This is a genomic window from Polynucleobacter sp. 71A-WALBACH, assembly GCF_018882365.1.
Lineage (GTDB): Bacteria > Pseudomonadota > Gammaproteobacteria > Burkholderiales > Burkholderiaceae > Polynucleobacter.
This window is the reverse complement of the sequence record NZ_JACVOP010000001.1, coordinates 915,999-936,048: the sequence shown is the minus strand read 5'-3', so window position 1 is coordinate 936,048 and position 20,050 is coordinate 915,999. Positions and strand designations below refer to the sequence as shown.

At 43.4% G+C, this 20,050-nt stretch carries 24 protein-coding genes; 3 read left to right on the top strand and 21 right to left on the bottom strand.

Features of this window, described 5'->3' with window-relative positions:
* Positions 1 to 8 precede the first annotated feature (8 nt).
* Entirely contained in the window at positions 9 to 644 is a 636-nt protein-coding gene (locus ICN42_RS04865) for a 2-hydroxychromene-2-carboxylate isomerase (RefSeq protein ID WP_216251724.1), read from the top strand.
* A gap of 141 nt (positions 645 to 785) precedes the next feature.
* Here ICN42_RS04865 and ICN42_RS04860 read toward each other — a convergent pair whose 3' ends face one another.
* The 5 genes from ICN42_RS04860 to ICN42_RS04840 all read right to left on the bottom strand — a co-directional run bounded on the left by ICN42_RS04860 (position 786) and on the right by ICN42_RS04840 (position 4,876).
* Positions 786 to 1,553, bottom strand: a complete 768-nt coding sequence (locus ICN42_RS04860) for a 3-oxoacyl-ACP reductase FabG (protein ID WP_216251722.1) — start codon at positions 1,551 to 1,553, stop codon at positions 786 to 788.
* 3 nt (positions 1,554 to 1,556) lie between these two features.
* Complete coding sequence (locus ICN42_RS04855; protein ID WP_216251719.1) at positions 1,557 to 2,543, bottom strand: tripartite tricarboxylate transporter substrate binding protein; 987 nt, start codon at positions 2,541 to 2,543, stop codon at positions 1,557 to 1,559.
* An 18-nt stretch (positions 2,544 to 2,561) separates the two neighbouring features.
* Positions 2,562 to 3,287: an SDR family oxidoreductase gene (locus tag ICN42_RS04850; RefSeq protein ID WP_216251715.1), complete on the bottom strand. Its 726-nt coding sequence runs from the start codon at positions 3,285 to 3,287 to the stop codon at positions 2,562 to 2,564.
* The gene (locus ICN42_RS04845) at positions 3,284 to 4,129 is read right to left on the bottom strand and encodes a TauD/TfdA family dioxygenase (RefSeq protein ID WP_216251713.1); all 846 of its coding nucleotides are present in this window, start codon (positions 4,127 to 4,129) and stop codon (positions 3,284 to 3,286) included. The genes ICN42_RS04850 and ICN42_RS04845 overlap by 4 nt, the downstream gene beginning before the upstream one ends.
* A gap of 309 nt (positions 4,130 to 4,438) precedes the next feature.
* The gene (locus tag ICN42_RS04840) at positions 4,439 to 4,876 is read right to left on the bottom strand and encodes a thioesterase family protein (protein WP_216251711.1); all 438 of its coding nucleotides are present in this window, start codon (positions 4,874 to 4,876) and stop codon (positions 4,439 to 4,441) included.
* Between the two features lie 114 nt (positions 4,877 to 4,990).
* Here ICN42_RS04840 and ICN42_RS04835 point away from each other — a divergent pair, with 114 nt between their 5' ends.
* Positions 4,991 to 5,608 (top strand): cysteine dioxygenase, encoded by a 618-nt coding sequence (locus ICN42_RS04835; protein WP_216251708.1) that lies wholly within the window; start codon positions 4,991 to 4,993, stop codon positions 5,606 to 5,608.
* On the opposite strand, the gene ICN42_RS04830 is transcribed toward ICN42_RS04835, so the two are convergent.
* Positions 5,605 to 6,705, bottom strand: a complete 1,101-nt coding sequence (locus ICN42_RS04830; RefSeq protein WP_216251704.1) for a Zn-dependent alcohol dehydrogenase — start codon at positions 6,703 to 6,705, stop codon at positions 5,605 to 5,607. The two genes, ICN42_RS04835 and ICN42_RS04830, sit on opposite strands and share 4 nt — an antisense overlap.
* Positions 6,702 to 7,565: a phytanoyl-CoA dioxygenase family protein gene (locus ICN42_RS04825; protein WP_216251701.1), complete on the bottom strand. Its 864-nt coding sequence runs from the start codon at positions 7,563 to 7,565 to the stop codon at positions 6,702 to 6,704. The genes ICN42_RS04830 and ICN42_RS04825 overlap by 4 nt, the downstream gene beginning before the upstream one ends.
* 79 nt (positions 7,566 to 7,644) lie before the next feature.
* On the opposite strand from ICN42_RS04825, the gene ICN42_RS04820 reads away from it, so the two are divergent.
* Positions 7,645 to 8,694 (top strand): alpha/beta fold hydrolase, encoded by a 1,050-nt coding sequence (locus ICN42_RS04820; RefSeq protein WP_370625998.1) that lies wholly within the window; start codon positions 7,645 to 7,647, stop codon positions 8,692 to 8,694.
* On the opposite strand, the gene ICN42_RS04815 is transcribed toward ICN42_RS04820, so the two are convergent.
* The 14 genes from ICN42_RS04815 to mdcC form a co-directional block, all read right to left on the bottom strand.
* A complete protein-coding gene (locus tag ICN42_RS04815; protein ID WP_216251691.1) occupies positions 8,691 to 9,398 on the bottom strand; it encodes an ABC transporter ATP-binding protein in 708 nt (235 codons plus the stop codon). The genes ICN42_RS04820 and ICN42_RS04815 overlap by 4 nt on opposite strands.
* Complete coding sequence (locus tag ICN42_RS04810) at positions 9,391 to 10,155, bottom strand: ABC transporter ATP-binding protein (protein ID WP_216251687.1); 765 nt, start codon at positions 10,153 to 10,155, stop codon at positions 9,391 to 9,393. The genes ICN42_RS04815 and ICN42_RS04810 overlap by 8 nt, the downstream gene beginning before the upstream one ends.
* Positions 10,152 to 11,120 (bottom strand): branched-chain amino acid ABC transporter permease, encoded by a 969-nt coding sequence (locus ICN42_RS04805; protein WP_216251684.1) that lies wholly within the window; start codon positions 11,118 to 11,120, stop codon positions 10,152 to 10,154. Before ICN42_RS04805 ends, ICN42_RS04810 begins: the two co-directional genes overlap by 4 nt.
* Positions 11,117 to 12,001, bottom strand: a complete 885-nt coding sequence (locus tag ICN42_RS04800) for a branched-chain amino acid ABC transporter permease (protein ID WP_216251681.1) — start codon at positions 11,999 to 12,001, stop codon at positions 11,117 to 11,119. Before ICN42_RS04800 ends, ICN42_RS04805 begins: the two co-directional genes overlap by 4 nt.
* 54 nt (positions 12,002 to 12,055) lie before the next feature.
* Positions 12,056 to 13,351 (bottom strand): ABC transporter substrate-binding protein, encoded by a 1,296-nt coding sequence (locus tag ICN42_RS04795; protein ID WP_216251678.1) that lies wholly within the window; start codon positions 13,349 to 13,351, stop codon positions 12,056 to 12,058.
* Positions 13,352 to 13,404: 53 nt separating this feature from the next.
* On the bottom strand, positions 13,405 to 14,094 hold the full coding sequence (locus ICN42_RS04790; protein WP_255539242.1) for a GntR family transcriptional regulator: 690 nt from the start codon (positions 14,092 to 14,094) through the stop codon (positions 13,405 to 13,407).
* Positions 14,095 to 14,099: 5 nt separating this feature from the next.
* Positions 14,100 to 14,678, bottom strand: a complete 579-nt coding sequence (locus ICN42_RS04785) for an antibiotic biosynthesis monooxygenase (protein WP_216251674.1) — start codon at positions 14,676 to 14,678, stop codon at positions 14,100 to 14,102.
* 20 nt (positions 14,679 to 14,698) lie between these two features.
* Positions 14,699 to 15,514: a fatty acid hydroxylase family protein gene (locus ICN42_RS04780; protein ID WP_216252919.1), complete on the bottom strand. Its 816-nt coding sequence runs from the start codon at positions 15,512 to 15,514 to the stop codon at positions 14,699 to 14,701.
* Positions 15,515 to 15,660: 146 nt separating this feature from the next.
* Complete coding sequence (locus tag ICN42_RS04775; RefSeq protein ID WP_216251672.1) at positions 15,661 to 16,587, bottom strand: ACP S-malonyltransferase; 927 nt, start codon at positions 16,585 to 16,587, stop codon at positions 15,661 to 15,663.
* The gene (locus ICN42_RS04770) at positions 16,580 to 17,464 is read right to left on the bottom strand and encodes a triphosphoribosyl-dephospho-CoA synthase (protein WP_216251669.1); all 885 of its coding nucleotides are present in this window, start codon (positions 17,462 to 17,464) and stop codon (positions 16,580 to 16,582) included. Before ICN42_RS04770 ends, ICN42_RS04775 begins: the two co-directional genes overlap by 8 nt.
* On the bottom strand, positions 17,448 to 18,131 hold the full coding sequence (gene mdcG / locus ICN42_RS04765) for a malonate decarboxylase holo-[acyl-carrier-protein] synthase (protein ID WP_216251666.1): 684 nt from the start codon (positions 18,129 to 18,131) through the stop codon (positions 17,448 to 17,450). Before mdcG ends, ICN42_RS04770 begins: the two co-directional genes overlap by 17 nt.
* A gap of 12 nt (positions 18,132 to 18,143) precedes the next feature.
* On the bottom strand, positions 18,144 to 18,845 hold the full coding sequence (locus ICN42_RS04760) for a biotin-independent malonate decarboxylase subunit gamma (RefSeq protein WP_216251663.1): 702 nt from the start codon (positions 18,843 to 18,845) through the stop codon (positions 18,144 to 18,146).
* Complete coding sequence (locus tag ICN42_RS04755; RefSeq protein WP_216251660.1) at positions 18,838 to 19,734, bottom strand: biotin-independent malonate decarboxylase subunit beta; 897 nt, start codon at positions 19,732 to 19,734, stop codon at positions 18,838 to 18,840. Before ICN42_RS04755 ends, ICN42_RS04760 begins: the two co-directional genes overlap by 8 nt.
* Positions 19,724 to 20,050 (bottom strand): malonate decarboxylase acyl carrier protein, encoded by a 327-nt coding sequence (gene mdcC, locus ICN42_RS04750; protein WP_216251657.1) that lies wholly within the window; start codon positions 20,048 to 20,050, stop codon positions 19,724 to 19,726. The genes ICN42_RS04755 and mdcC overlap by 11 nt, the downstream gene beginning before the upstream one ends.

The window sequence follows — 20,050 nt, the reverse complement described above, 5'->3', positions numbered from 1 at the left end:
GGAAAAATATGACTGTAAAACGTAAGCTTGATTTCTACTTCAGCTTTGTATCTCTTTATACCTATATCGGCTATGAAGCGTTTGAAGCGTTAGTTGAGAAATACGACTTAGAAGTCAGCTACAAACCCATCGACTTGCATGCCATATTTGCAGCCGGTGGCGGTCTACCCGTAACCAAGAGGCCACCTCAAAGACAAGCCTATCGTTTTGTTGAAATGCAGCGCTGGGCGAGAGCCCGCAATATACCGCTAGTCTTAAAGCCAAAACATCATCCATCCGATCCTGTTGTGGGTCACAGAATGCTGCTTGCCGCATTGGCTCAAAATCTAGATGTTCGTCAATTTATCCATAACTCATTAAAAATTTTATGGGTCGATGATTTGGATATCAAAGATCCGAAAGTGATGGTTGATGTAGCCAATAGATCCGGTCTTGATGGAGAAGCCCTTCTTAAGGCAAGCGATGACCCTGCAATTTCACTCGAGGTAGACCGTTTAACAAAGGAAGCTGTTGAAAGACAGGTTTTTGGAACTCCTTTCTTTTTTTACCGAGAAGAGCCTTTCTGGGGTCAGGATAGGCTAGATATGCTTGAAGATGCCATCAAATCAAATCGAGACCCAATTCCATTTGGGCTTATTTCTTAATTTATTGGGGTCTTCATTTTTTTAAGAGCCCTCGCTAGCAATAGTGAGGCTATGTCTTTCCGAGACTAATTAATTCTTGTCTTTTCATTGCGTGGAAACAGTAGCAACTGAGTGGATGAAATTAACAATCAATCGCTAACGCTATGCCATAAAATTGCCGCCATTTACGTCGATCGTCATTCCCGTTAGATAAGAAGAATTTTCTGAAACCAAAAACTCAACCACACCCGCTACATCCTGCGGCTTTCCAAGTCTACCCAAGGGAATGCTTTTAGCTAGCTCAGTATTAATATCAGACCCTACCTCTTCGGTCATTTTTGACTCAATACGACCAGGGGCTATGCAATTAACGTTAATTCCCCATTCCGCAACCTCACCAGCCAATATTCGAGTGTAGCCAGCTATTGCCGCTTTAGAGGCAGCATAATGGGCTCCGGGTATCGGAGTGCGCGTCCTTGCCGCCTGGCTAGTAATATTAATAATTCTGCCTTCTCTATTTTTCATCATAGGACCAAGACAGATTTGCGTAATTAAAAAGTTTGCAGTCAGATTTACATCCATCACGCGCTGCCATTCATCAAGAGGAATATCAATGAACAGCCTTTTTCTTCCCTGATGCTTTGGAGAGATTCCCGCATTATTGACAAGAACACTCAAATTCTGAAAAGATTCGCCAATGAGTCCACTCAGAGAATGAACTGATTGCAAATCACTTAAATCTAAAACATAACCGTTTGCCCTGCCCTTATTTCCCGACAATAATTGCGCAGCATCGATTACGTCAGGATTCTTATCAAGCATCGCAACCGAGAAGCCCATCTCCATTAAGCGCGTACTAATGGCGAGTCCAATACCTTGCGCGGCACCAGTTACCAGCGCTAACTTAACCCCATGAGAAAGCGTCGTCACTTTTTATTGACCCTCAATCTTGGCCTTCTTCGCTACATCTGCCCATTTTTTTATGTCAGATTCTAGGAGTTTTTGATAATCCTCAGGGCTTGTCCAGGCTGGTTGAGCACCCAACTCCAGCAAACGTTTTTGAATATCTGGGTTTTTCAAGGCGATTGCAACTTCGGCATTTAATTTATCCACAATAGGCCTAGGAGTTCCAGCGGGAGCAAACAAACCAAACCATGCCTCAACCACAAAATCCGGATAACCCGATTCCTTAATTGTTGGCAGGCCTGGCTCTGTAGCGGCACGGTTAGCACTGGTTACTGCAAGCGCCCTTAGATTTCCATTGCGTACAAAATTAATGGCTGCAGGCATATTGTCAAAAGTTACTTGAACACCTTGACCGGAAATTAAATCCGTAAGTGCTGGGCCACTCCCCTTATATGGAACATGGGTCATATTTAAACCAGTAGCAATATTAAATAACTCGCCAGTCATATGAGGCGAATTACCAGTCCCTGATGACGCGAAAAATACCTGTCCTGGCCTTGCTTTTGCCCATGCCACAAATTCTTTTACATTTTTTACGGGAACAGATGGATTCACCACCATGATATTTGGAACAATCGCAATATTTGAAATGGGCTGGAAATCTTTTACTGTATTAATCGGCATGTTTTTGTATACCGAAGGATTAATCGTCATATTGCCCATCGTGCCTAACTGCAGCGTGTAACCATCTGGAGCTGCGCGAGCAACGGCAGCGGCACCTAAGTTACCACCAGCTCCTGGAATATTTTCTACAAATACCGGCTGCCCCATTGAAGCCGTAAATCTCTCAGCAATTATTCTGGCGATAATATCGGTTGCGCCTCCAGGGGCATAGCCGACAATAATCTTAATTGGACGAGTTGGATAATTTACCTGGGAAATGGCCGTGTTGCTAAAACATGCCACAATACACCCAATCACAACGCTCAAATAAATACTCTGCTTTAGTCTCATCTCATTCTCAGATCATCGTTAAAAATGTTGTTGGGCAATGCTAGCCCCGCCACAAACAAAAATTGTTTGGCCAGTTGTAAATGAAGCATCTTTTGATAAAAAGTAAGTTACTGCAGAAGCAACCTCCCGTGGGCCTCCAAGTCGATTCATTGGGATTGCGTCCATCATTGACTGTCGCCCAGGAGAGCCAATTGGATTATTTCGATTAAACATTTCAGTTTCAATTGGACCAGGAGCTACGCAATTTACTGTAATTCCCGCAGAAGCAAGCTCAATAGCCCATGATTTTGTAAACCCCACCAAACCTGCTTTGGCAGCTGCGTAGACGCTACTATTTTTTCTACCAAGCATTGATCTGCTGGCAATATTCACAATTCTTCCTTGACCCAGAGCCAGCATGGAAGGCAAGACTGCTTGAGTCAATTCCAAAGTGACAGTCAAATTAAGATCAATGATCTTTTCATAGTTTTGCGAAGTGATATCAGGTAACCCTTGCAGATGGTTAAATCCAATATTGTTTACTAGGCGATTAATTGGGAAAGCATGGGCGATCTCCTTAAAAACTTCTTTTCGAGAAACCGCATCCAAAAGATCTGCCAAATACAATTGCCCCTTGAAAGAAGCGTCTGGATTTCGAGCAATGCCAATGACAGAGTGCCCTTGCTCAATCAGTAAATCACATATTGCCCTGCCAATTCCTTTGGTTGCCCCCGTAATCAAGGCAAATGCATTTTTCTCCATCATTCAGGCTTGGGACCAGCTATGGTTGTACGATTCATGACACGTCGGTGACCCTGGTAATCATTACAAGCGTAATGCATGGTGCAGCGGTTATCCCAAAAAGCAATAGAACCTTTTTGCCATCTAAACCTACAAGAAAATTCAGGTTTAGTCGCATGGGCATACAGCTGATTTAACAGTGGGAGGCTTTCTTCACGACTCATACCCTCAAAAGAATAAGTAAATGGATAATTCACATACAAAGCTCTTTTCTTCGTTTCGTCGTGAGTCCTAATTACAGGGTGGGTCGCACGTAGTTCTGCGCGATTTGGGTCTGCCACCAATTTAGTAGATCGACCCGCATTTCGCTCTTCAATTCGTGAAGTCAAAAAGCTATCCGAATGAACGGCATTTAACTCATCCAAAGCATTTCTTAAGGGTGTAGGTAGAAATTCATAAGCCATATACATATTGGTCCAAAGAGTGTCACCACCAACCTGTGGAACCTCTCTTGCATATAAAATTGATCCCAAAGGCGGTTCTGACATATAAGACATATCGCTATGCCAAGTGTCGCCAATGTTGTATTTATCTTTTTCGTTTTTAATGACCGGCATGATCTCTGGATAGCCATCCACATTGCCGTAAACAGGATTAATGACCAAGGGCCCAAACATCTTGGAGAAATTTAAATGCTGCTCTGGAGTTAAATCTTGATCTCGAAAAAAAATGACGCTGTATTGAAGAAAATTATTACGAATCTCCTGAATTAATTCGGAAGATAAGTTTTTTGATAGGTCTACACCAAAAATTTCTGCGCCCAATGCCCCTGTTAATGGCCGTACCTCTAAAGCTGATGAACTCATACTTGTCTCCAATATTTTTTATTTATGTCTTGGTCATGAATTTATACATTACGACATTTAAACCGCAAAAGGGGTAAACCCTAAGGGCATATCCAACAAATCCAAAGAAATCATAAGCTCTGCAATTTTTGAAGTGGGATTGCTGTTTTAGTACATTTACTGGTTAGTTAATAGCATGTGACATTTCATCACTCACCAGTATTTCGACTATTTAAGTATTGATTGATTTCACACCTTAGAACATGTGAAGGCGCCTAACTCAAAACAAGGGCATCCAGGCTCTTAAAGACAGCTTAAAGAGCCTTCTATTTACTTTTTGGCACCAAGGTTAGCATCACTCTTTTTCTTAACACGCTCATCAAACTTTTGTTTATTGATGACCATCCTTTCGTGCTGCCCCTTAGCAATTAGGTCAATGCCATCATCCGCCTCTACGGCAAAGATCAGCCTTCTTCCTTCAATAGCGATTAATTCAACCCTTGCGTTCACACTGAACCCTGGTGGCGTAGCTGCCTCATGACTTACATCAATATATGTTCCAACACTTTGTTCTTCCGGCCAATTTAAATGGGGCTTAATAGCCATTACGCATGCCCACTCTAGAAAACCCACCATGAAACCAGTAGCGAAAACTTCGGGCATTAATAAGAAATCCTCCGATTCGGGATAAAGTGCAGGGACTATCTTTGATTTAGACACCATAAACTGATGCTCGTATTTGATGCCTGGAATTAAGGTTTCCTTCATAAATATCCCAATTAGTTAGCGAGCCACTGATAAGAAAAAATTACATTATGATTACCATCATAATTCGCAACAAGTGTATTTTGATGCTCCTAAAGAACTGGTGAGGCTAAGGATATGAATAATCAATTAGATACAATCGCTCCCCTGCGTGAATTCGTGATTGGGATGACGAAATTGGTCTCCCAAGAAGCTACAGAAAATAATCTCATTACCAAAGGCTCTGAATTACTGAAATCACTGATTCAATCAGATCGTTGGCTTCCAGAATTTTGCACTGTTCCTCATCTTGAGTATTACCAACAATTCTTACTTCATGCTGATCCTTTGGGTAGATTTTCTGTGGTCAGCTTTGTATGGGGTCCAGGTCAAAAAACGCCTATTCATGATCACTGCATCTGGGGTCTGATTGGCATGCTCAGGGGAATGGAAAAGGGGCAACGCTACAAGCAACTGCCTTCTGGGGAGTTAATCAAGGAAGGCCCTGAAACAGTTCTACACCAGGGCGATATTGAAGCGGTTAGCCCTACCATTGGCGATATCCATGTTGTGAGCAACGCCATTCCCGACAAAACATCTATCAGTATTCATGTGTATGGGGCAAATATTGGCGCAGTCAAACGCCATACTTACGATCCGGTGACTGGCACCCCCAAACCCTTTGTCTCTGGCTACTCATCCCAGCAAACCCCGAATCTCTGGGATCAGTCAGCTGAAATCAGGGCAAGCCTTTAATCAATAAGAATCACCGAACGGATTTCTTTGCCTTGCTTCAAACGCAAGAGGCCCTCATTTACATCCGATAGTCCAATTCTGCTGGTGATGTATTCATCTAACAGTAATTTTCCTGAGAAATAAGCGCTAGCCAAAAATGGAAAATCCACCTCTGGTTTAGTTCCCCCATAACTGGAGCGATGAATCCGCTTCTCACCCATTAGCGAACCCCAGCGAAAGGAGACCTTTTGATTAACTGGCACCTTGCCCAGCCAAACTGTTTTCCCGCCAGGTCTGACAATCTCGACGCTCAACTGAAAGGCAGCCTCGTTACCTGCGGACTCGACTACACAATCAAAACCAATCTGTTGTGTCATCTGCATGCAAGCTTGAATTATATTTTCATCGGCAAGCAAAATATCAGTCGCGCCAAATTTTTCCGCCAGTTCTAGCTTATTCAGATCACGATCTATTGCCAATATTTTTCCCGCATTTGCTAACTTAGCCCCCTGGATTGCGGATAGGCCAACTGCGCCACAGCCAATGACTGCCACCGTTCCACCTGGCTCCAACTCTGCGATATTAAGAACGGCTCCAACACCCGTCATGACACCACAACCAATCAAACAAGCTACTTCAAAAGGCAGCTCTTTTGGGACCTTCACAGCACACTCTTCAGTCACCACCACAACCTCAGAAAAACTTCCGGCATACATCAGTTGGTGTATGGGACTCTCTTTTGAGTAAATTCTGGGAGCGCCATCAAAGTGAAATGACCTTGAGGCATTTTCACGATACTGGCTACAAATAATTCGCTGTTTTCGTTGGCAAAAGTAGCAAGTACCGCAATAAGGATTCCAAGAAATTACGACATGATCCCCTGGCTTGAGATGAGAAACATCCCTGCCCACCGACTCGACAATGCCGGCGGCCTCATGACCAGGTATAAATGGCAAAGGTGTTCCAAGCGCACCCTCTACTGCCTCTAAGTCGGTATGGCACAGACTAGTTGCCTTAATTCTGACAACCACATCTCTATTCAAGATTTCTTTGAGAGATAGGGTCTCAATTTCCAGAGGTTGACCAATCTCTCTGAGTACTGCTCCGGAAAAATTCATGCTGAGCGTACTTTCGGATCCGCTAAAGATGCATCATAGCTATCAACTTTTGCACCCTTGTAAAGAATTCTGGCACTTTTATCAGTTATCTCTTGATGTAATTTCACAAATTCAGGCTCTAGTTCCCGGCTCGGTCTTGGCTCATGGGCAAAAGTGTTATAGGTATCCTCGCCTCGAACTAGCGTTGCTGAATCATCCCCCTGCACTTGTTTCACATAGGTTGGAATATAGCGAATTGCAAAACCAATGCGCCTTGTATCTGAAGGATTAGGTGGAGAACCATGAATGGTGCGCACATGATGTAAAGACATCTCACCTGGCTCAAGTTCTAATACAACCCCCTTGTTCTCATCGACCTCTACTGAAATTTCTTGGCCACGGGTGAGTAAGTTATTTTTGGAGTAAGTGTCTCGGTGAGGGATCTGCTCCATTGTATGTGTGCCTGGAATTACCGACATGGCACCATTACCTTTATTACTCGGTGACAACGCAACCCATGCAGTAACAACGTCTGGGGAAGATAAACCCCAATAAGTTGAGTCTTGGTGCCATGAAACAAATCCAGGGTCATGCGCCTCTTTAATAAAAAAATTAGAAGTCCAACACAAGATATTGCGACCATATAAATCCTCAATCGCATCAACAATTTTGGTGTCACGCACCAAATCATTAAGCCAAGGAAACAGCAAGTGTGTTTTATGCCTTTGAGAGCCGTGCAAAGGTGAACCCTGTCGTTTCTCAAAATCCTCTAATAATTCTCGAATCGCCTGAGTCTGTTTGCCATCCATCACCCTGAGCTTGGATACATATCCCAAATCCTTAAATTGCTGGACCTGAGGCTCTGTTAAAAACTTAGGCATTTTTGTCTCGCTTTCATTCTATTGATCAACTAATATATAAGCTGTACATTACAGAAAACTTTATTGAAGGATGCTCACCGTGTCAATAGATATAAGCGCTCTAAATACCCATCCACCCCTACAAGAGGATTGGTATGATGCGCCGCATCATTTATCGCAAATTGGAGACCTGCCTCTTGAGCTTGGTGGCTGCATAAAAAACTGTAAGGTAAGTTATGCAGTTCACGGGGATTTAAAAGATCAATCGAAACCGTTGATCCTATTTTTATGTGCCATTGGAAGCATTCACCATCGCCTTGATTTTTTAATTAACCAATCACGCACCCTCAATCTTGAGAATACTCGAATTATTGCTATAGACGCTCTTGGAAACGGATTGAGTAGCTCACCCTCCAACTCAACAGAACAACCCTTCTTTCAATTTCCGAAATTTACGATTCGGGATATGGTTCACAGTCAGAAAAAATTGCTCGAGAAACTTGAAATTAATCATGTCGATATGATTGTTGGCGCCTCTATGGGGGGCATGCAAGCTCTGCAGTGGGGAGTGTCCTATCCAGACTATATGAACTACATCGTAGCCCTTACGCCGATGTCTAAAACGACTGCTTGGGCATCATCCATGACTAGGGCGGCACGTGAGTCTCTAACACCCCATATCAACAGCAGCGGCTCCTATAATCCAGATACCGTCTGGTTGGCCTGGCTACCCATCATGCAAATGCTGGCTATGCGAACGCCTAAACAATGTGATGAACAATTTACAAGCGTGCACCAGATTCAAGATTGGTATGAACAGAGGTTGCAATGGTGGAAGAAAATGAATTTTCACCCCTTGGATTGGATTTACCAGTCTATTGCCTATGATGCACATGATGTCGCTCAGACAGGCCAATTTAGCGGCAATCTAACGAAGTCACTGGCATCAATCAAAGCTAAATGCCTGATTGGGGTACCCAGCCTAGACCTATTGAATCCCATTGAGCAGGCTATACATACTGCCAGCTTGATCACTGATTGTGCATTGGTCCAGCTTGATACAAACTGGGGGCACATGGCAGCAAGCGCCTTGGATGCCCACAGCACACAAGCGCTTTCACAAGCAATTGATCAACTAACCAAACGCTAGACCTTTGCAGCTATCGATAGTTGAGATTGGGCTACGCGCTTAGCCTCATCAACTGATCCTGAGAAAATAATTTCTCCACGCTCAATGATATAAACCCTGTCGGCATAATCGGGGATATGAAAAGCATTTGACTCAGCCATCAATATCGCCCTACCGAGCCCTCTAATGGACGATAAGCCATCGCTAATTACCGGAATAATTGCTGGAGAGAGCCCCTCAAAAGGTTCGTCCAGAATCAGTATTTCAGGATCCAATGCAAGCGCTCTGGCAATTGACAGCATCTTACGTTCGCCGCCCGATAAATGGTGCCCGCCCCTATCTCTATAGCGCTCTAGCTTAGGAAATATTTTATAAGCTAGCGCAATACGCTCATCATTAGATAGCTTAGTCTGAATTGTCCATGTAGGCATTTCAATATTTTCCGCAACCGTGAGATCCCCAAATACCTCACTCTCTTCTGGCGAAAAGCCAATGCCTGCCCTAGCAATATCGAATGTCTTCAATCCCACCAAGGACTTTCCTTTCCATAGAATATCCCCAGCCTTGGGCTTTAGATAACCCATTAAGCTTTTCAAAGTAGTGGTTTTACCTGCGCCATTTCTGCCAACGAGACAAACTAGTTCGCCAGGCTTCACTTCAATATTAATATTGCGCAATATCGGACTATTTTGGATATCAACCGCTAAAGATTTGATCTCAAGCATGGGAAACCCTCTTTCCAATAATCTGCGCCTCTAACTCGGCATTTGCAAAGAATTCTTTCGGAGGTAAGTCAGCCAATAACTTACCTTCGGCCAAAGCAACAATGCGAGTAGAGTATTCGGCAACCAGTTCCATATCATGCTCAACCAGCAAGATAGTTTTGATGCCGGATAACTTTGCCGCCTCCATTAGGGTGTCCATGATTCCGCGCTTATCAGCTGTCGAAATTCCGCTAGTTGGCTCATCGAGCAAAATTACCGTCGGATCAAGAGCAAAGGCACTGGCAATATCCAAAAGCTTCTTTTCACCTTGAGACAAATAAGAGGCTTGCCATGACATCTTTTTATCCAGATTAAATATTCTGGCAACCTCAAAGGCCTTATCTACTAAACGCTTTTGCGCTACTGCGTTAGACCAAAAATTATATTGAGATCCCGTCTGCGAAATCACAGCAGAAATAATTGTTTCTTGTACGGTCATTAGTGGAAAAATTTGTACAAGCTGGAAAGCTCTAGCCATTCCATACTGAGAGAGTTTGACTGGACCAACACCCGCAATGGATTTACCACAAAAATCGACATCCCCCTCTGTAGGTTTTAATAGCCCAGTGAGAACATTAACAAAAGTAGTTTTTCCAGCTCCATTTGGCCCAACGATAGAGATTGTTTCTCCCTCAAAAAATTTCAGACTAACGTTTTTTAGGGCTTGGTAAACGCCATAACTTTTTGAAACATTTTTAGCCTCAAGTATTGGTGTCATTGCGCTTTCTCCTGAGATGCCATTCTTTTTTTAGCCTGTAACAAGCCCATAATTCCATTCGGGAGCAACAATACGAGCATGACTAAAACAATACCCAAGGCAAATCGCCAATATTGAGTCAATCCAACCAACTGATCTTTCAGGCCAATAAAAGCAAAGGCACCTACGATTGGTCCAAAGAAATTATTAAAGCCACCCAAAATAGTCATGAATACAATATTTCCTGAATGGGTCCAATACGCGAGCTCAGGATCTGCGAGGCCTACGGGAATAACTAACAAAGCTCCACCAATTGCGCCATAGATTGCCGAGATCACAAATGCAATCAAGCGAAAACGATGAACCTGAATACCGAGATACTCCGCTTTTCTAGAATTATCTCTAATTGCTCGAAAGTGCATGCCCATTGGCGAATGCACTATGCGCCACATGAGTGCACCAAGGATAATCAAAATAATGATTGAGTAATAAAAGAATGGGCCAATCAGGAAGCTAGTTTTATCCATGCTACTCAAGTCCTGGCCAAATAAAAAAGGTCTCACCACCTGAATTCCTGAATCACCGCCTGATAAGTCGTAGAACTTAAATAAGATCGAGTGAAACAACATGCCAAAAGCCAAGGTCAACATTCCAAAGAAAATGCGAACATAGCGAACGCAGATCAGTCCAACTGGTACCGCGACCACAATGCTTGCACCGATAGCGCATAAAAATATGATCTCCATATTTTTAATGCCCAAACGACTTGTCAGAATAGCAACCGTATAGGCACCAACAGCAACAAATAATGCATGACCAAACGACAGAAGCCCGGTATAACCAAACAGCAGATTAAATCCAAGCAAAATAATGCCGTAGGCAATTGCCGGCAACAAAAGTGTCGTGTGATAAGGGCTTAGAAAATAAGGCGCAGCACATAAAATGCCCAAGCAAATTAGCAAAGTTAATTTAACGCGGGCATTCATGACTCCACCGCCTTTCCGAATAATCCAGCCGGCTTGAAGATCAAAATACCAATCACAATCAAATAAATGAGCAATAAATCAATTTCCGCATAAATCGAAACTGCAAGGGCGCGCATGATGCCCACTATTAGGGCGCCCACTAACGCTCCACGCATACTTCCCAAGCCACCTATTACAACGACAGCAAACGCCTCAACCACAACCTCTGAAATCATCTCTAAAGATGCTGCTGCAGTTGGGACAACAAGCGCGCCCCCAATAGTACCCAGAGTAGTTCCTAAGGTGAAAATCGCAACATTGATCCACACCACATTGACACCCATGGCCTCACTCATCCGGCGGTTTTCTGCAGTAGCTCGTACGATCCGACCGAAATTTGTCTTTTGCAACATCCAACCAAGACCTAATGCCAGCAGAACACTCGCACCAATCACCAGTATCTTGTACATAGGGATAGAGGTCGATGCAAAATTAAGGTGACCATAAGTCATGGATAGATTACCTAAGGTCATTGGAGTGGCGCCCCAAATCATTCTAATTAAATCCTCTAAAAGCAGCATGATTGCAAAGGTAAGAAGCAGTTGAAATCCTTCCTCCCGGTCATAAACTAACCGTAATAATCTCTCAATAATGGGACCAACTAAGCCCATTAAAAGACCTGCAATTATCAATACCAAAATTAGGCTATAGGCTGGCATGCCAAACTTAATAGCCAATGAAACTAAAGTAATTCCGAAATAAGCACCTAGTGCATAAAAAGCACCGCAAGCCAAATTCACTATTTTTTGAACGCCAAAAACAAGCTGCAAACCCCCAGCCAGTAGAAATAGAACTGCGGCATGAAAAAGACCGCTAAGAATAATGTCAATAAATGCTGTCATATTTCACATTCAAAAATGCTGAGCAACTGCATTGTTGCTCAGCGGACCCAACTATTAAAGGGTGATGTTTGCGGTATCGATCCACTGCCAGAAATCCATACCTGGCGGCTTCTGCAGTTGATCGCTGAACTTCTTGTCAACTGGGTTGATCGTTACAAAGTCATATTTATTCTTATGCGTTGTTAGACCCTGATAGAAAGTTTGTTCGGCAATATGATCTTTTCGCATCAGACCTGGGCCACCCAATGACTGGACTTGCACGCCTTCCATTGCCGCGGCAATTTGCTCCTTGTCAGGCCACTTGCCACCATTAGCTTTAAGTGCTTTTTCAACTCCAGCCTTGTAAACCTGCATTGCAAAATAGGCTCTGTCGGCCTCCCAATTTGGATAATCTTTGTATTTATCGTAGTACATCGCAACGAATTCTTTTTGGAGAGGACTTGCGTTTGGCAAATCAAAATACATCGTGTTATGCCCAAATACCATTCCTTCAGGTGTGAATTCTTTCTTCATCAGAGTGTGCTGGAAACCTGCGGCAGGTAAGACATATTTCACGTCACCATTACCCAATCCCGCGGCACTTGCGTTTTGCATAAAGACTGGTAAATCAGCAAATAAGAGAGATGAGAAAATAAGATCTGGTTTTGCGGCCTTTAGAGCGGCAATTTGCCCTGATAGCTCCATTGTTCCAACCTTAGGCCACTGCTCCGCAACAACCTTGTGCTCAATATTGAAACGTTTGAGCAATGCTTGAAAAGCTGCCCAATTATTTCTTCCATATGAATAGTCAGGATTAATGCCGGCGATTGTTGCAAATTTACCTTTGTACTGCTTGATGGCGATCAGTGAAGCCATGACTGCTTCGCATTCATTATCCGTGGAACGGAATAGATACTTAGGCTTTGGAATTGTTTCTCTTACGCCATCTTGCGTAGTGCCATCCCAATAAATAGTGATAGTCTGCATTTCTTCAACAGTTGGCCCTAGCGCTAGCGAGACTCCTGAAGATACTAGACCTTGAACGCAGTCCACTTTATCTTGAAGTACCAGCTTACGAAAACGCTCAGTTGTATCTTTGGCATTTGTCTCTTCCTCAATTACCAACTCCACCTTCCGACCGCCAATGCCACCTGATTTATTAATCTTATCTGCTGCAAACATTGCGCCGCGTAAGCCACACTCACCAATCGTGCCAGCAATGCCTGCGCGAGGAGCTAGGATACCGATTTTTATTGGGGTATTTTGAGCGATTGCAGGGAAGCCCCACCCACTAACCGCTAATGCCGAAAGGGCCCCTATACCCTTGATAACTTCACGACGACCTTGATCGTTAATTTTCTGCTTTTTCATTTCCGTCTCCTATAAATCTCAATTTAATAAGACATCAACTGCAACCAACACTATTACTCATGTGACATTACTGTCTTACGCGTAAATTCTTCTATGTAGTCAAGCAACTTATCTACTGCAACACCAGCTTTTTTTTCATTGCCCTCACAAATAGCCTCTGCAATATTGGCATGCAATGTTGCTGCAACGGCAATATCGCCAACCTGGTGGAAATTACCAAACCAAAATCTCCTAGACATACCATGAAGCATTGATAAGGCCTTTGATGCATATTCGTTCTTAGCGGCAATAATTGTTAAATCGTTAAGCTCTTTATCTACCTTGAGAAAAAGTTTTTCGTTTTTCTCCTTAGCTGCTTTTTTAAAATCTTTAGCGATTCTTTCAAATTGTTTACGCTCTTCAGAATTACATCTTTTTGCAGATTTTGTACAGATTAATCGCTCGAGCTCGCGGCGAGTTTCTAAAACTCTCAGTTGTTTTTGCGGATTTAAATCGGAGATAAAAATTCCCCGCTTAGGCATGATCGACACAAGATGTTCATGGCTTAAACGCTGAATAGCCTCTCTAATTGGAGTCCTCCCAATGCCAAGCATTGTGGATAGCTGACTCTCTGAGACTGGAGTACCTGGCGCCAACCTCATAGTCACGATCAATTCTTCTAATTGCTCATAAGCTTGATCTGACAATGAGATTACTTCATGCGGGATAGCAACAGGGGTTTTAGTAGTTTTTTTCGTTGCCATTTTTCTTAAGCGAAAACGCTAGGAGCTTGCGCTCGATTGAACATTCCATAATCACGCTGGACCTCATACAATCCGACATCTATTAATATCTGGTCGGTCATTATTTTTTTTATCTCCAACGCATTCAATAACTCTACATCCAATAAGGCTATACCTCTATCTGGATTGATAACACCTTTGAATAATCCCGCTGGTACACCCAATGTTTTTTTTATCAGCTCGGCTACCTTCTGAATATTGTCGAACTCACCAACAAATGCAGCTAGCAAAGACTTATTGGATCCATTTTCCATATCGGTCAAGATGGATCCAACTCTTAAACGATAATCCTCCAAAACTAAATTTCTGCCACAAACTTGCGCTTCATGATGATCTTGCTGACACCGCCAAGCCCCTAAGGCTTGCTCATCGGCCCATTTTGAATATGAGAGATACCATCCCGCATGGTCTAAATTTTCGAAACGCTCCACTGAAATAAATCCTGGGATTTTTTCTACAATTGGCTTTAAGCCACCAGCCATACCAAAGTAGGCATCAGAAAACCCCTGTTTTGGTAGCACATCAAAGAAGACGGCGTATGTCATGAGATGGATGGTGGAAAGGATTACTTCTCTAGCGCTTTTGATTCTTCAACAGTCAGAATTGGGCCCTCTAGCGTGACCTTCTCTTCCTGAACCTTGCCACTCTTAAATTTTTCAATAATAGGCTTCAACTCAGGGTCTACATAGGTCTCATCGAACCCATTAAATAAGGTACCCAATAGGCCACGCTTTAAATCTGAGGTACCCATCGCCCAATCGGCAACTGGAAAGCTCAGATTCATATTTTTATGCATCATTATTCCCAGATTGTGGTGTGCGGCGTGGTGGCGTCTGATTGTATTCACGAATGGCATATTGCGAACAAACCAATTTTCTTTGACATGGCAGCAAAAGTGAAATGTTTCATATATCAAATAATGGCCTACCATGGTCATAAATACAAAATAACCGACATTAGGATTAAATATTTTGCTTGCTATAAATCCTAGGAGTGTTCCAAATACTCCCAACACAATTAATACACGCCAAGGGAAGAAGACTATTCTAAATTCCTTAGTGGTATCAATGGTGTAATCAGTATCGGTGAAGTATTGATGATGCTGACGCGTATGGCGATCATAAATTGCGCGCAAAGCAAATACATCGATTAAGCGATGCATGACATATTTGTGCATTGCCCACTCTACAAAATTTCCAGCTATCGCCACTGGAATAATTACCATCCACTCCCAAGTCACATCATGTAGGTTAGAAATGCAGTAATAGATGAGGCTAATCCCAACCGCATACATCACACCAATATGCACCAGCCCGTTGTAGAAAGGGCTCACATCATTAATATATTTATCGCGAAACTTTTTCTGCCTTTCGGTCATCACCATCTCTTGGAATGCAATGCTCATAGCCATCTCCCGCTTTAATGAAACATATATGTCACTAATATACTAGAGAAATGTTAGTTTTGATCTAGATCAAAACTCAGGTATTTCCCTAAGTCGAGCTTTTAACTTGAATGGGGCAATATTTAAGCCTCGAGCTCACGAAGAACCCAATTTTTTACCCCTACAGGCGTTCTAAAATCGATCACTGAGCGCGCAGAGATCTCGGGAAAAATGCCAGAAATCATCTTTGATAGCGTACCGCCTGGCCCCAGCTCAAGCACAACGGTCACCCCCAGATCTGAAAGGGTTTGCATGCATTGCTGCCATTGGATGGGCTCTGAGACCGCCCTAGCCATAGAATTCACCCCTAAACTCAAACTTTTAGTAGGCAATCCATTGATTCCTTGAATGATGGGAATATCCAGCCGTGGGTCAGCCAGATGTAAATCAGCTAGTTTGGACAGTATTTGTGTTGTTGCTTCCTGCAGCAATGGCGTATGGGAAGGTATCGAGACAACGAGTCGTTTAACCCAAGCACCAAGCCCACCAAGCGTTTTTTCAAAATACTCTATTTCTTTAACAGACCCAGCGATCACAAAGTGATCATCTTCGTTATAAATGGCAATGAAGGTATTTGAGCCCGCTAAATGAGCCTGCAACTCTGATTGAGTTACCCCCTTAACCGCCAACATGCCATTATTAGGCGGCGCGATATCTTCCATTGCGTCGCAGCGTAATTTACATATCCTCGCTATTGTTTGAAGATCAACCCCTCCCGAACAGCCTAGCGCACTTACTTCTCCCGCGCTATAGCCAGCAACATAACTTGGCATTGGGACCTCACTCCTCAAGACCGCCCAGTTTGCCAATGCGGTAGCAACGGTAAGCGGCTGTGAAAATGGATTTAAACCTAAATTGAGTTGCCCGGCCTCTACAGAAAGCATGGGCCAATTAAATTCTGACGAAAAAGCATCAATTACAGGGCCGGCAAGGGGAGAATGCCTAGAAAATGAAAATATCTCCGAATCTAGCGAGCCCTGGCCAGAGCAAACAATGGCAAATTTATTCATTTGCCATCTCAATTTGATGCACAAATAGACAGGCACTCAATAAGTCAGCGCTACCACCGGGACTCAAACCCCATTCAACTAACCTCCTGTGAATGCTCTCTGCTAATACGTCCCAGCGATCGGCATGGATGCCACCCTCAGCCAAGAACTGCTTCGCAAGCGCTTGGGTTTTATTGAGACCACTACTCCCGCCACGGTAGAGTAGATTTGTATCCTGCACGTGGGCTAGGAGAGTAAAAAAGGTTTGTATGCATGCCAACCGATGATTTGAAGTTGACTCAAGAACATTGCGATACACCGGCAAACCCAATCGATAGATAGAGGGGTACCCCGCCAAAACCTCTTCAATAGCACCGCCAACCCGATAGGTTGAGAGAACCTTATCCCCATGGCTATTTTTCTTACGACAATGCATAACAAGCTCACTACCCCACACCTTTACTGCGATGTCGCCCAAGTTTAAATGTGCATCATCACTCTTGTATTGATGGGCAGCCGCTGCAGCCAGTATTCCTAAATTAAAGATGGCTCCACGATGGGTGTTGACACCGCAAGTAGCCTTCATCATCCTAGTTTCAGCATCCACACCCGCCAAACGCAACAGCCCAAAACTTGCGCCCTCAAAACCCAGGCTGGAAATATTGAAAAAGTAATGGCGTAGGGACATGATGCTGGAATAAAAAGTATTCCGATCCATATCCTGGTGGCTACCTGAGTCAATCAAGCTTACTAAGCCAGGCTTTGGATAGGTAATTAACTCATGCCATAAAGATTGAATTGCACAGTTACGAATTTTTCTCAGGTATTGCAAAGTAGCTTGGCCTGCATGGAGCTCAACAGCTGTCGTTGGAGAAGCAATGTTAGCGATGAGGGTCATTAAACTCTTCTATCAGTTGATTTCTAGCCATCATTTTTGGCCCGATATCCGTTTTCATGAGCAATTCACCTGCATTCCCCGCAAACTCCCTCCAACTTACTGAATAGCCCTTCTGAAATTCAAATTCACCATCCAAACGTATGCCAATTGAATCAGATAATTCACACAAGGTTTCAGCTAATTTAAATAAGTCACAGTTGTGAGATGGCAGAATTAAAAGATCTATATCTGAATACTCAGTCATATAGTTTTTCTGACCCTCATAACTCCAAAATGCTGAACCGAATACCTTCACCTGAATAGGATATTCGCCCAATAAAGTGAGCATGTTTCTTGCCTTTACTGCCATGGTGGTGGGCAGAACTTCCAAAACTTTCAGAAGATCCAAAGGCTCTTCTACCTTAAGGACGGCGGCTAACTCCACTTGAATATTGAGACGCTTTTTTTGCATATTTGAAAGGTGCAACATTAATCCCAATGGCACGAGATCTTCATCACTTTGATCACATGGATTAATGGCCCTCCCCACCAAAGGCTTTCCAGAATTGATCCATTCATCCACATATTCACGCTCACGTAAAGAGATTCCATCCAAACCCTTCAGTAAGTCTAAGTATTCCGGCTTAATCCAAATTCGGCGATGCCTCCAGCTTTTGATCTTATCCATTCAAAGTCAATATCAAATACTTATGATTGATTGGATGATGGTATGAGCCATATTTCGCCCACCCCTTTCGTATCCTAATTTTGCTCGCTCATCAAGTGTGTTTTTATTGTTTATAGCGACTTCAAGTAAGGAAGCTAAATGGGCATCATCGATATCTTCTAGAGCCCCAAGCGCCACATAATTTGCAACTCCTGGCCCAAAAATAGAAGAGCTTTTGCATAACTCTTGTAATCGCTCTAATGGTATTTGGGTAATTCGCGACATAGCCGGCAAAGCCATGACTCGAATCTGTGCATCTGCTAATGCAAAAGATTGATCAGCAATCATGCCCAATGCAAGATATCCACCGCTGACGGCCTCATTATAAATAATGCTAATAATTCGATGACCTTGATCTCTTGCTAACTCAAAACATTTTGAAAGATGGGAAAGATATCCTGCGTTACCGAGCAATTCATCGCGTCGTGATAATTTTTGACCTTGAGTGTCTACCAGAATAACAATTGGCATGCCAGGAGAATGCCTTACGATATCTAGGACCTTCCCAGCTAACTCATAGGCTAAATCAACGCCTACCGCTGCTTGATTTACCGTACCAATAAGAGCCACCTCTCCCAAAGAAGTCTTTGCTGTACCTGACACCATATCGCCATGAATGGAGATGTCGTAACCCAAAGGAAACGCTTTGGCGCAGACTTGGTTGATCTTATCCATTTTTTCGCACTTGATTTGCAATTTTCATAAACGCTTCAAAATCTAAAGAAGGAATATCTTCCGGATTTGTAATCCCCATATCCCTCCAAATATCCAATGCATCCTCAGCTTTGCCATACTGACTTAAGCGCTCACCTAGCCGCTGATGTTCCTCCATTACAGAGTCAATATTGATGGGGATCGGCTTATTAAAATACTGTACTAAGGCATTCCGCACATCTTCCACGCTATCGTTTACAAACATTTGAGCCTCACCAATTAAATATCGGTGCTTCCCACCCATAGTGCGCCAAACTAAGGCGCGGTCCCTAGCATCGAACTCTTCAACACCCTTTTGTGACTCAATGACCTCAGGACCAGAAACTGAGAGACGACCCTCCTCTGTGATCACAATATAGTCACAACAACGAGAGATAATGCCAATCCCTCCATAGACACCATTCGCTCCAGCTGAAACAACAATCAGGGGTACGCCAGCTTTACGCGCATTAAACATTGCCCTTTGAATTTCAGAAATAGCAATCAGACCGGCATTCGCCTCGTGTAAACGCACTCCTCCAGTATCAAATAGCAAGACAACTGCCGCTGGCTTCTTCAGGGCGGCACGCTCTAAAAGTCCTGTCAACTTAGCCCCATGAACTTCCCCAACAGCACCGCCCATAAAGCCGGGCTCTTGAGCGGCAATAAATATTTTTTGCCCAGCAATTGAGCCCTCACCAATGACAATTCCATCATCAAATGAAACAGGCAACCCTAAACTTTTTAAGTGTGGGCTAAAGACTCTGGCGGCAGGAGGTAGATACTCTGTAAATGTTTCAGAATCTAAGATCGCAAGCACCCTTTCTCGAGCGGTGGATTCTCGAATACCAATGACGCTTTCAATTTTCATGGCGCTCTTTCCACTGCTGCGCAGCCTGCATCAACCTCAGTTGCACAACTGCCGGTGTAGCGCCACCATCATTAATGGTGATGACGGTGTTGGCAAATTTTTGCTGATCAGAAAAATCTCTTAAAACTGCCTCCCAAGTATTCGAAAATCCCTTAACTGAGGTTTCAATGCAAACCTTGGTTCTTCCTCCGAGCTCAGCGCTCTCCAATAGAATTTCTAAATTTCCGGATCCTACTACCCCAACAATAATCGCACTTGTATTTTTACGAGCTGCAACTACGTCCCAGGGACCAAATTCATAATTTAATAATTCCAT

Excerpts from the sequence above, each read along its gene's own strand:
- ICN42_RS04805 (WP_216251684.1), bottom strand. The coding sequence starts at position 11,120 with ATGAATGCCCGCGTTAAATTAACTTTGCTAATTTGCTTGGGCATTTTA.
- ICN42_RS04790 (WP_255539242.1), bottom strand. The coding sequence starts at position 14,094 with ATGGCAACGAAAAAAACTACTAAAACCCCTGTTGCTATCCCGCATGAA.
- ICN42_RS04795 (WP_216251678.1), bottom strand. The coding sequence starts at position 13,351 with ATGAAAAAGCAGAAAATTAACGATCAAGGTCGTCGTGAAGTTATCAAG.
- ICN42_RS04825 (WP_216251701.1), bottom strand. The coding sequence starts at position 7,565 with ATGCCTAAGTTTTTAACAGAGCCTCAGGTCCAGCAATTTAAGGATTTG.
- ICN42_RS04800 (WP_216251681.1), bottom strand. The coding sequence starts at position 12,001 with ATGACAGCATTTATTGACATTATTCTTAGCGGTCTTTTTCATGCCGCA.
- ICN42_RS04770 (WP_216251669.1), bottom strand. The coding sequence starts at position 17,464 with ATGACCCTCATCGCTAACATTGCTTCTCCAACGACAGCTGTTGAGCTC.
- mdcC (WP_216251657.1), bottom strand. The coding sequence starts at position 20,050 with ATGGAATTATTAAATTATGAATTTGGTCCCTGGGACGTAGTTGCAGCT.
- ICN42_RS04785 (WP_216251674.1), bottom strand. The coding sequence starts at position 14,678 with ATGACATACGCCGTCTTCTTTGATGTGCTACCAAAACAGGGGTTTTCT.
- ICN42_RS04835 (WP_216251708.1), top strand. The coding sequence starts at position 4,991 with ATGAATAATCAATTAGATACAATCGCTCCCCTGCGTGAATTCGTGATT.
- ICN42_RS04760 (WP_216251663.1), bottom strand. The coding sequence starts at position 18,845 with ATGGATAAGATCAACCAAGTCTGCGCCAAAGCGTTTCCTTTGGGTTAC.
- ICN42_RS04755 (WP_216251660.1), bottom strand. The coding sequence starts at position 19,734 with ATGAAAATTGAAAGCGTCATTGGTATTCGAGAATCCACCGCTCGAGAA.
- mdcG (WP_216251666.1), bottom strand. The coding sequence starts at position 18,131 with ATGGATAAGATCAAAAGCTGGAGGCATCGCCGAATTTGGATTAAGCCG.
- ICN42_RS04815 (WP_216251691.1), bottom strand. The coding sequence starts at position 9,398 with ATGCTTGAGATCAAATCTTTAGCGGTTGATATCCAAAATAGTCCGATA.
- ICN42_RS04840 (WP_216251711.1), bottom strand. The coding sequence starts at position 4,876 with ATGAAGGAAACCTTAATTCCAGGCATCAAATACGAGCATCAGTTTATG.
- ICN42_RS04850 (WP_216251715.1), bottom strand. The coding sequence starts at position 3,287 with ATGATGGAGAAAAATGCATTTGCCTTGATTACGGGGGCAACCAAAGGA.
- ICN42_RS04830 (WP_216251704.1), bottom strand. The coding sequence starts at position 6,705 with ATGAATTTTTCCGGAGCAGTACTCAGAGAGATTGGTCAACCTCTGGAA.
- ICN42_RS04855 (WP_216251719.1), bottom strand. The coding sequence starts at position 2,543 with ATGAGACTAAAGCAGAGTATTTATTTGAGCGTTGTGATTGGGTGTATT.
- ICN42_RS04775 (WP_216251672.1), bottom strand. The coding sequence starts at position 16,587 with ATGAATAAATTTGCCATTGTTTGCTCTGGCCAGGGCTCGCTAGATTCG.
- ICN42_RS04865 (WP_216251724.1), top strand. The coding sequence starts at position 9 with ATGACTGTAAAACGTAAGCTTGATTTCTACTTCAGCTTTGTATCTCTT.
- ICN42_RS04810 (WP_216251687.1), bottom strand. The coding sequence starts at position 10,155 with ATGACACCAATACTTGAGGCTAAAAATGTTTCAAAAAGTTATGGCGTT.
- ICN42_RS04845 (WP_216251713.1), bottom strand. The coding sequence starts at position 4,129 with ATGAGTTCATCAGCTTTAGAGGTACGGCCATTAACAGGGGCATTGGGC.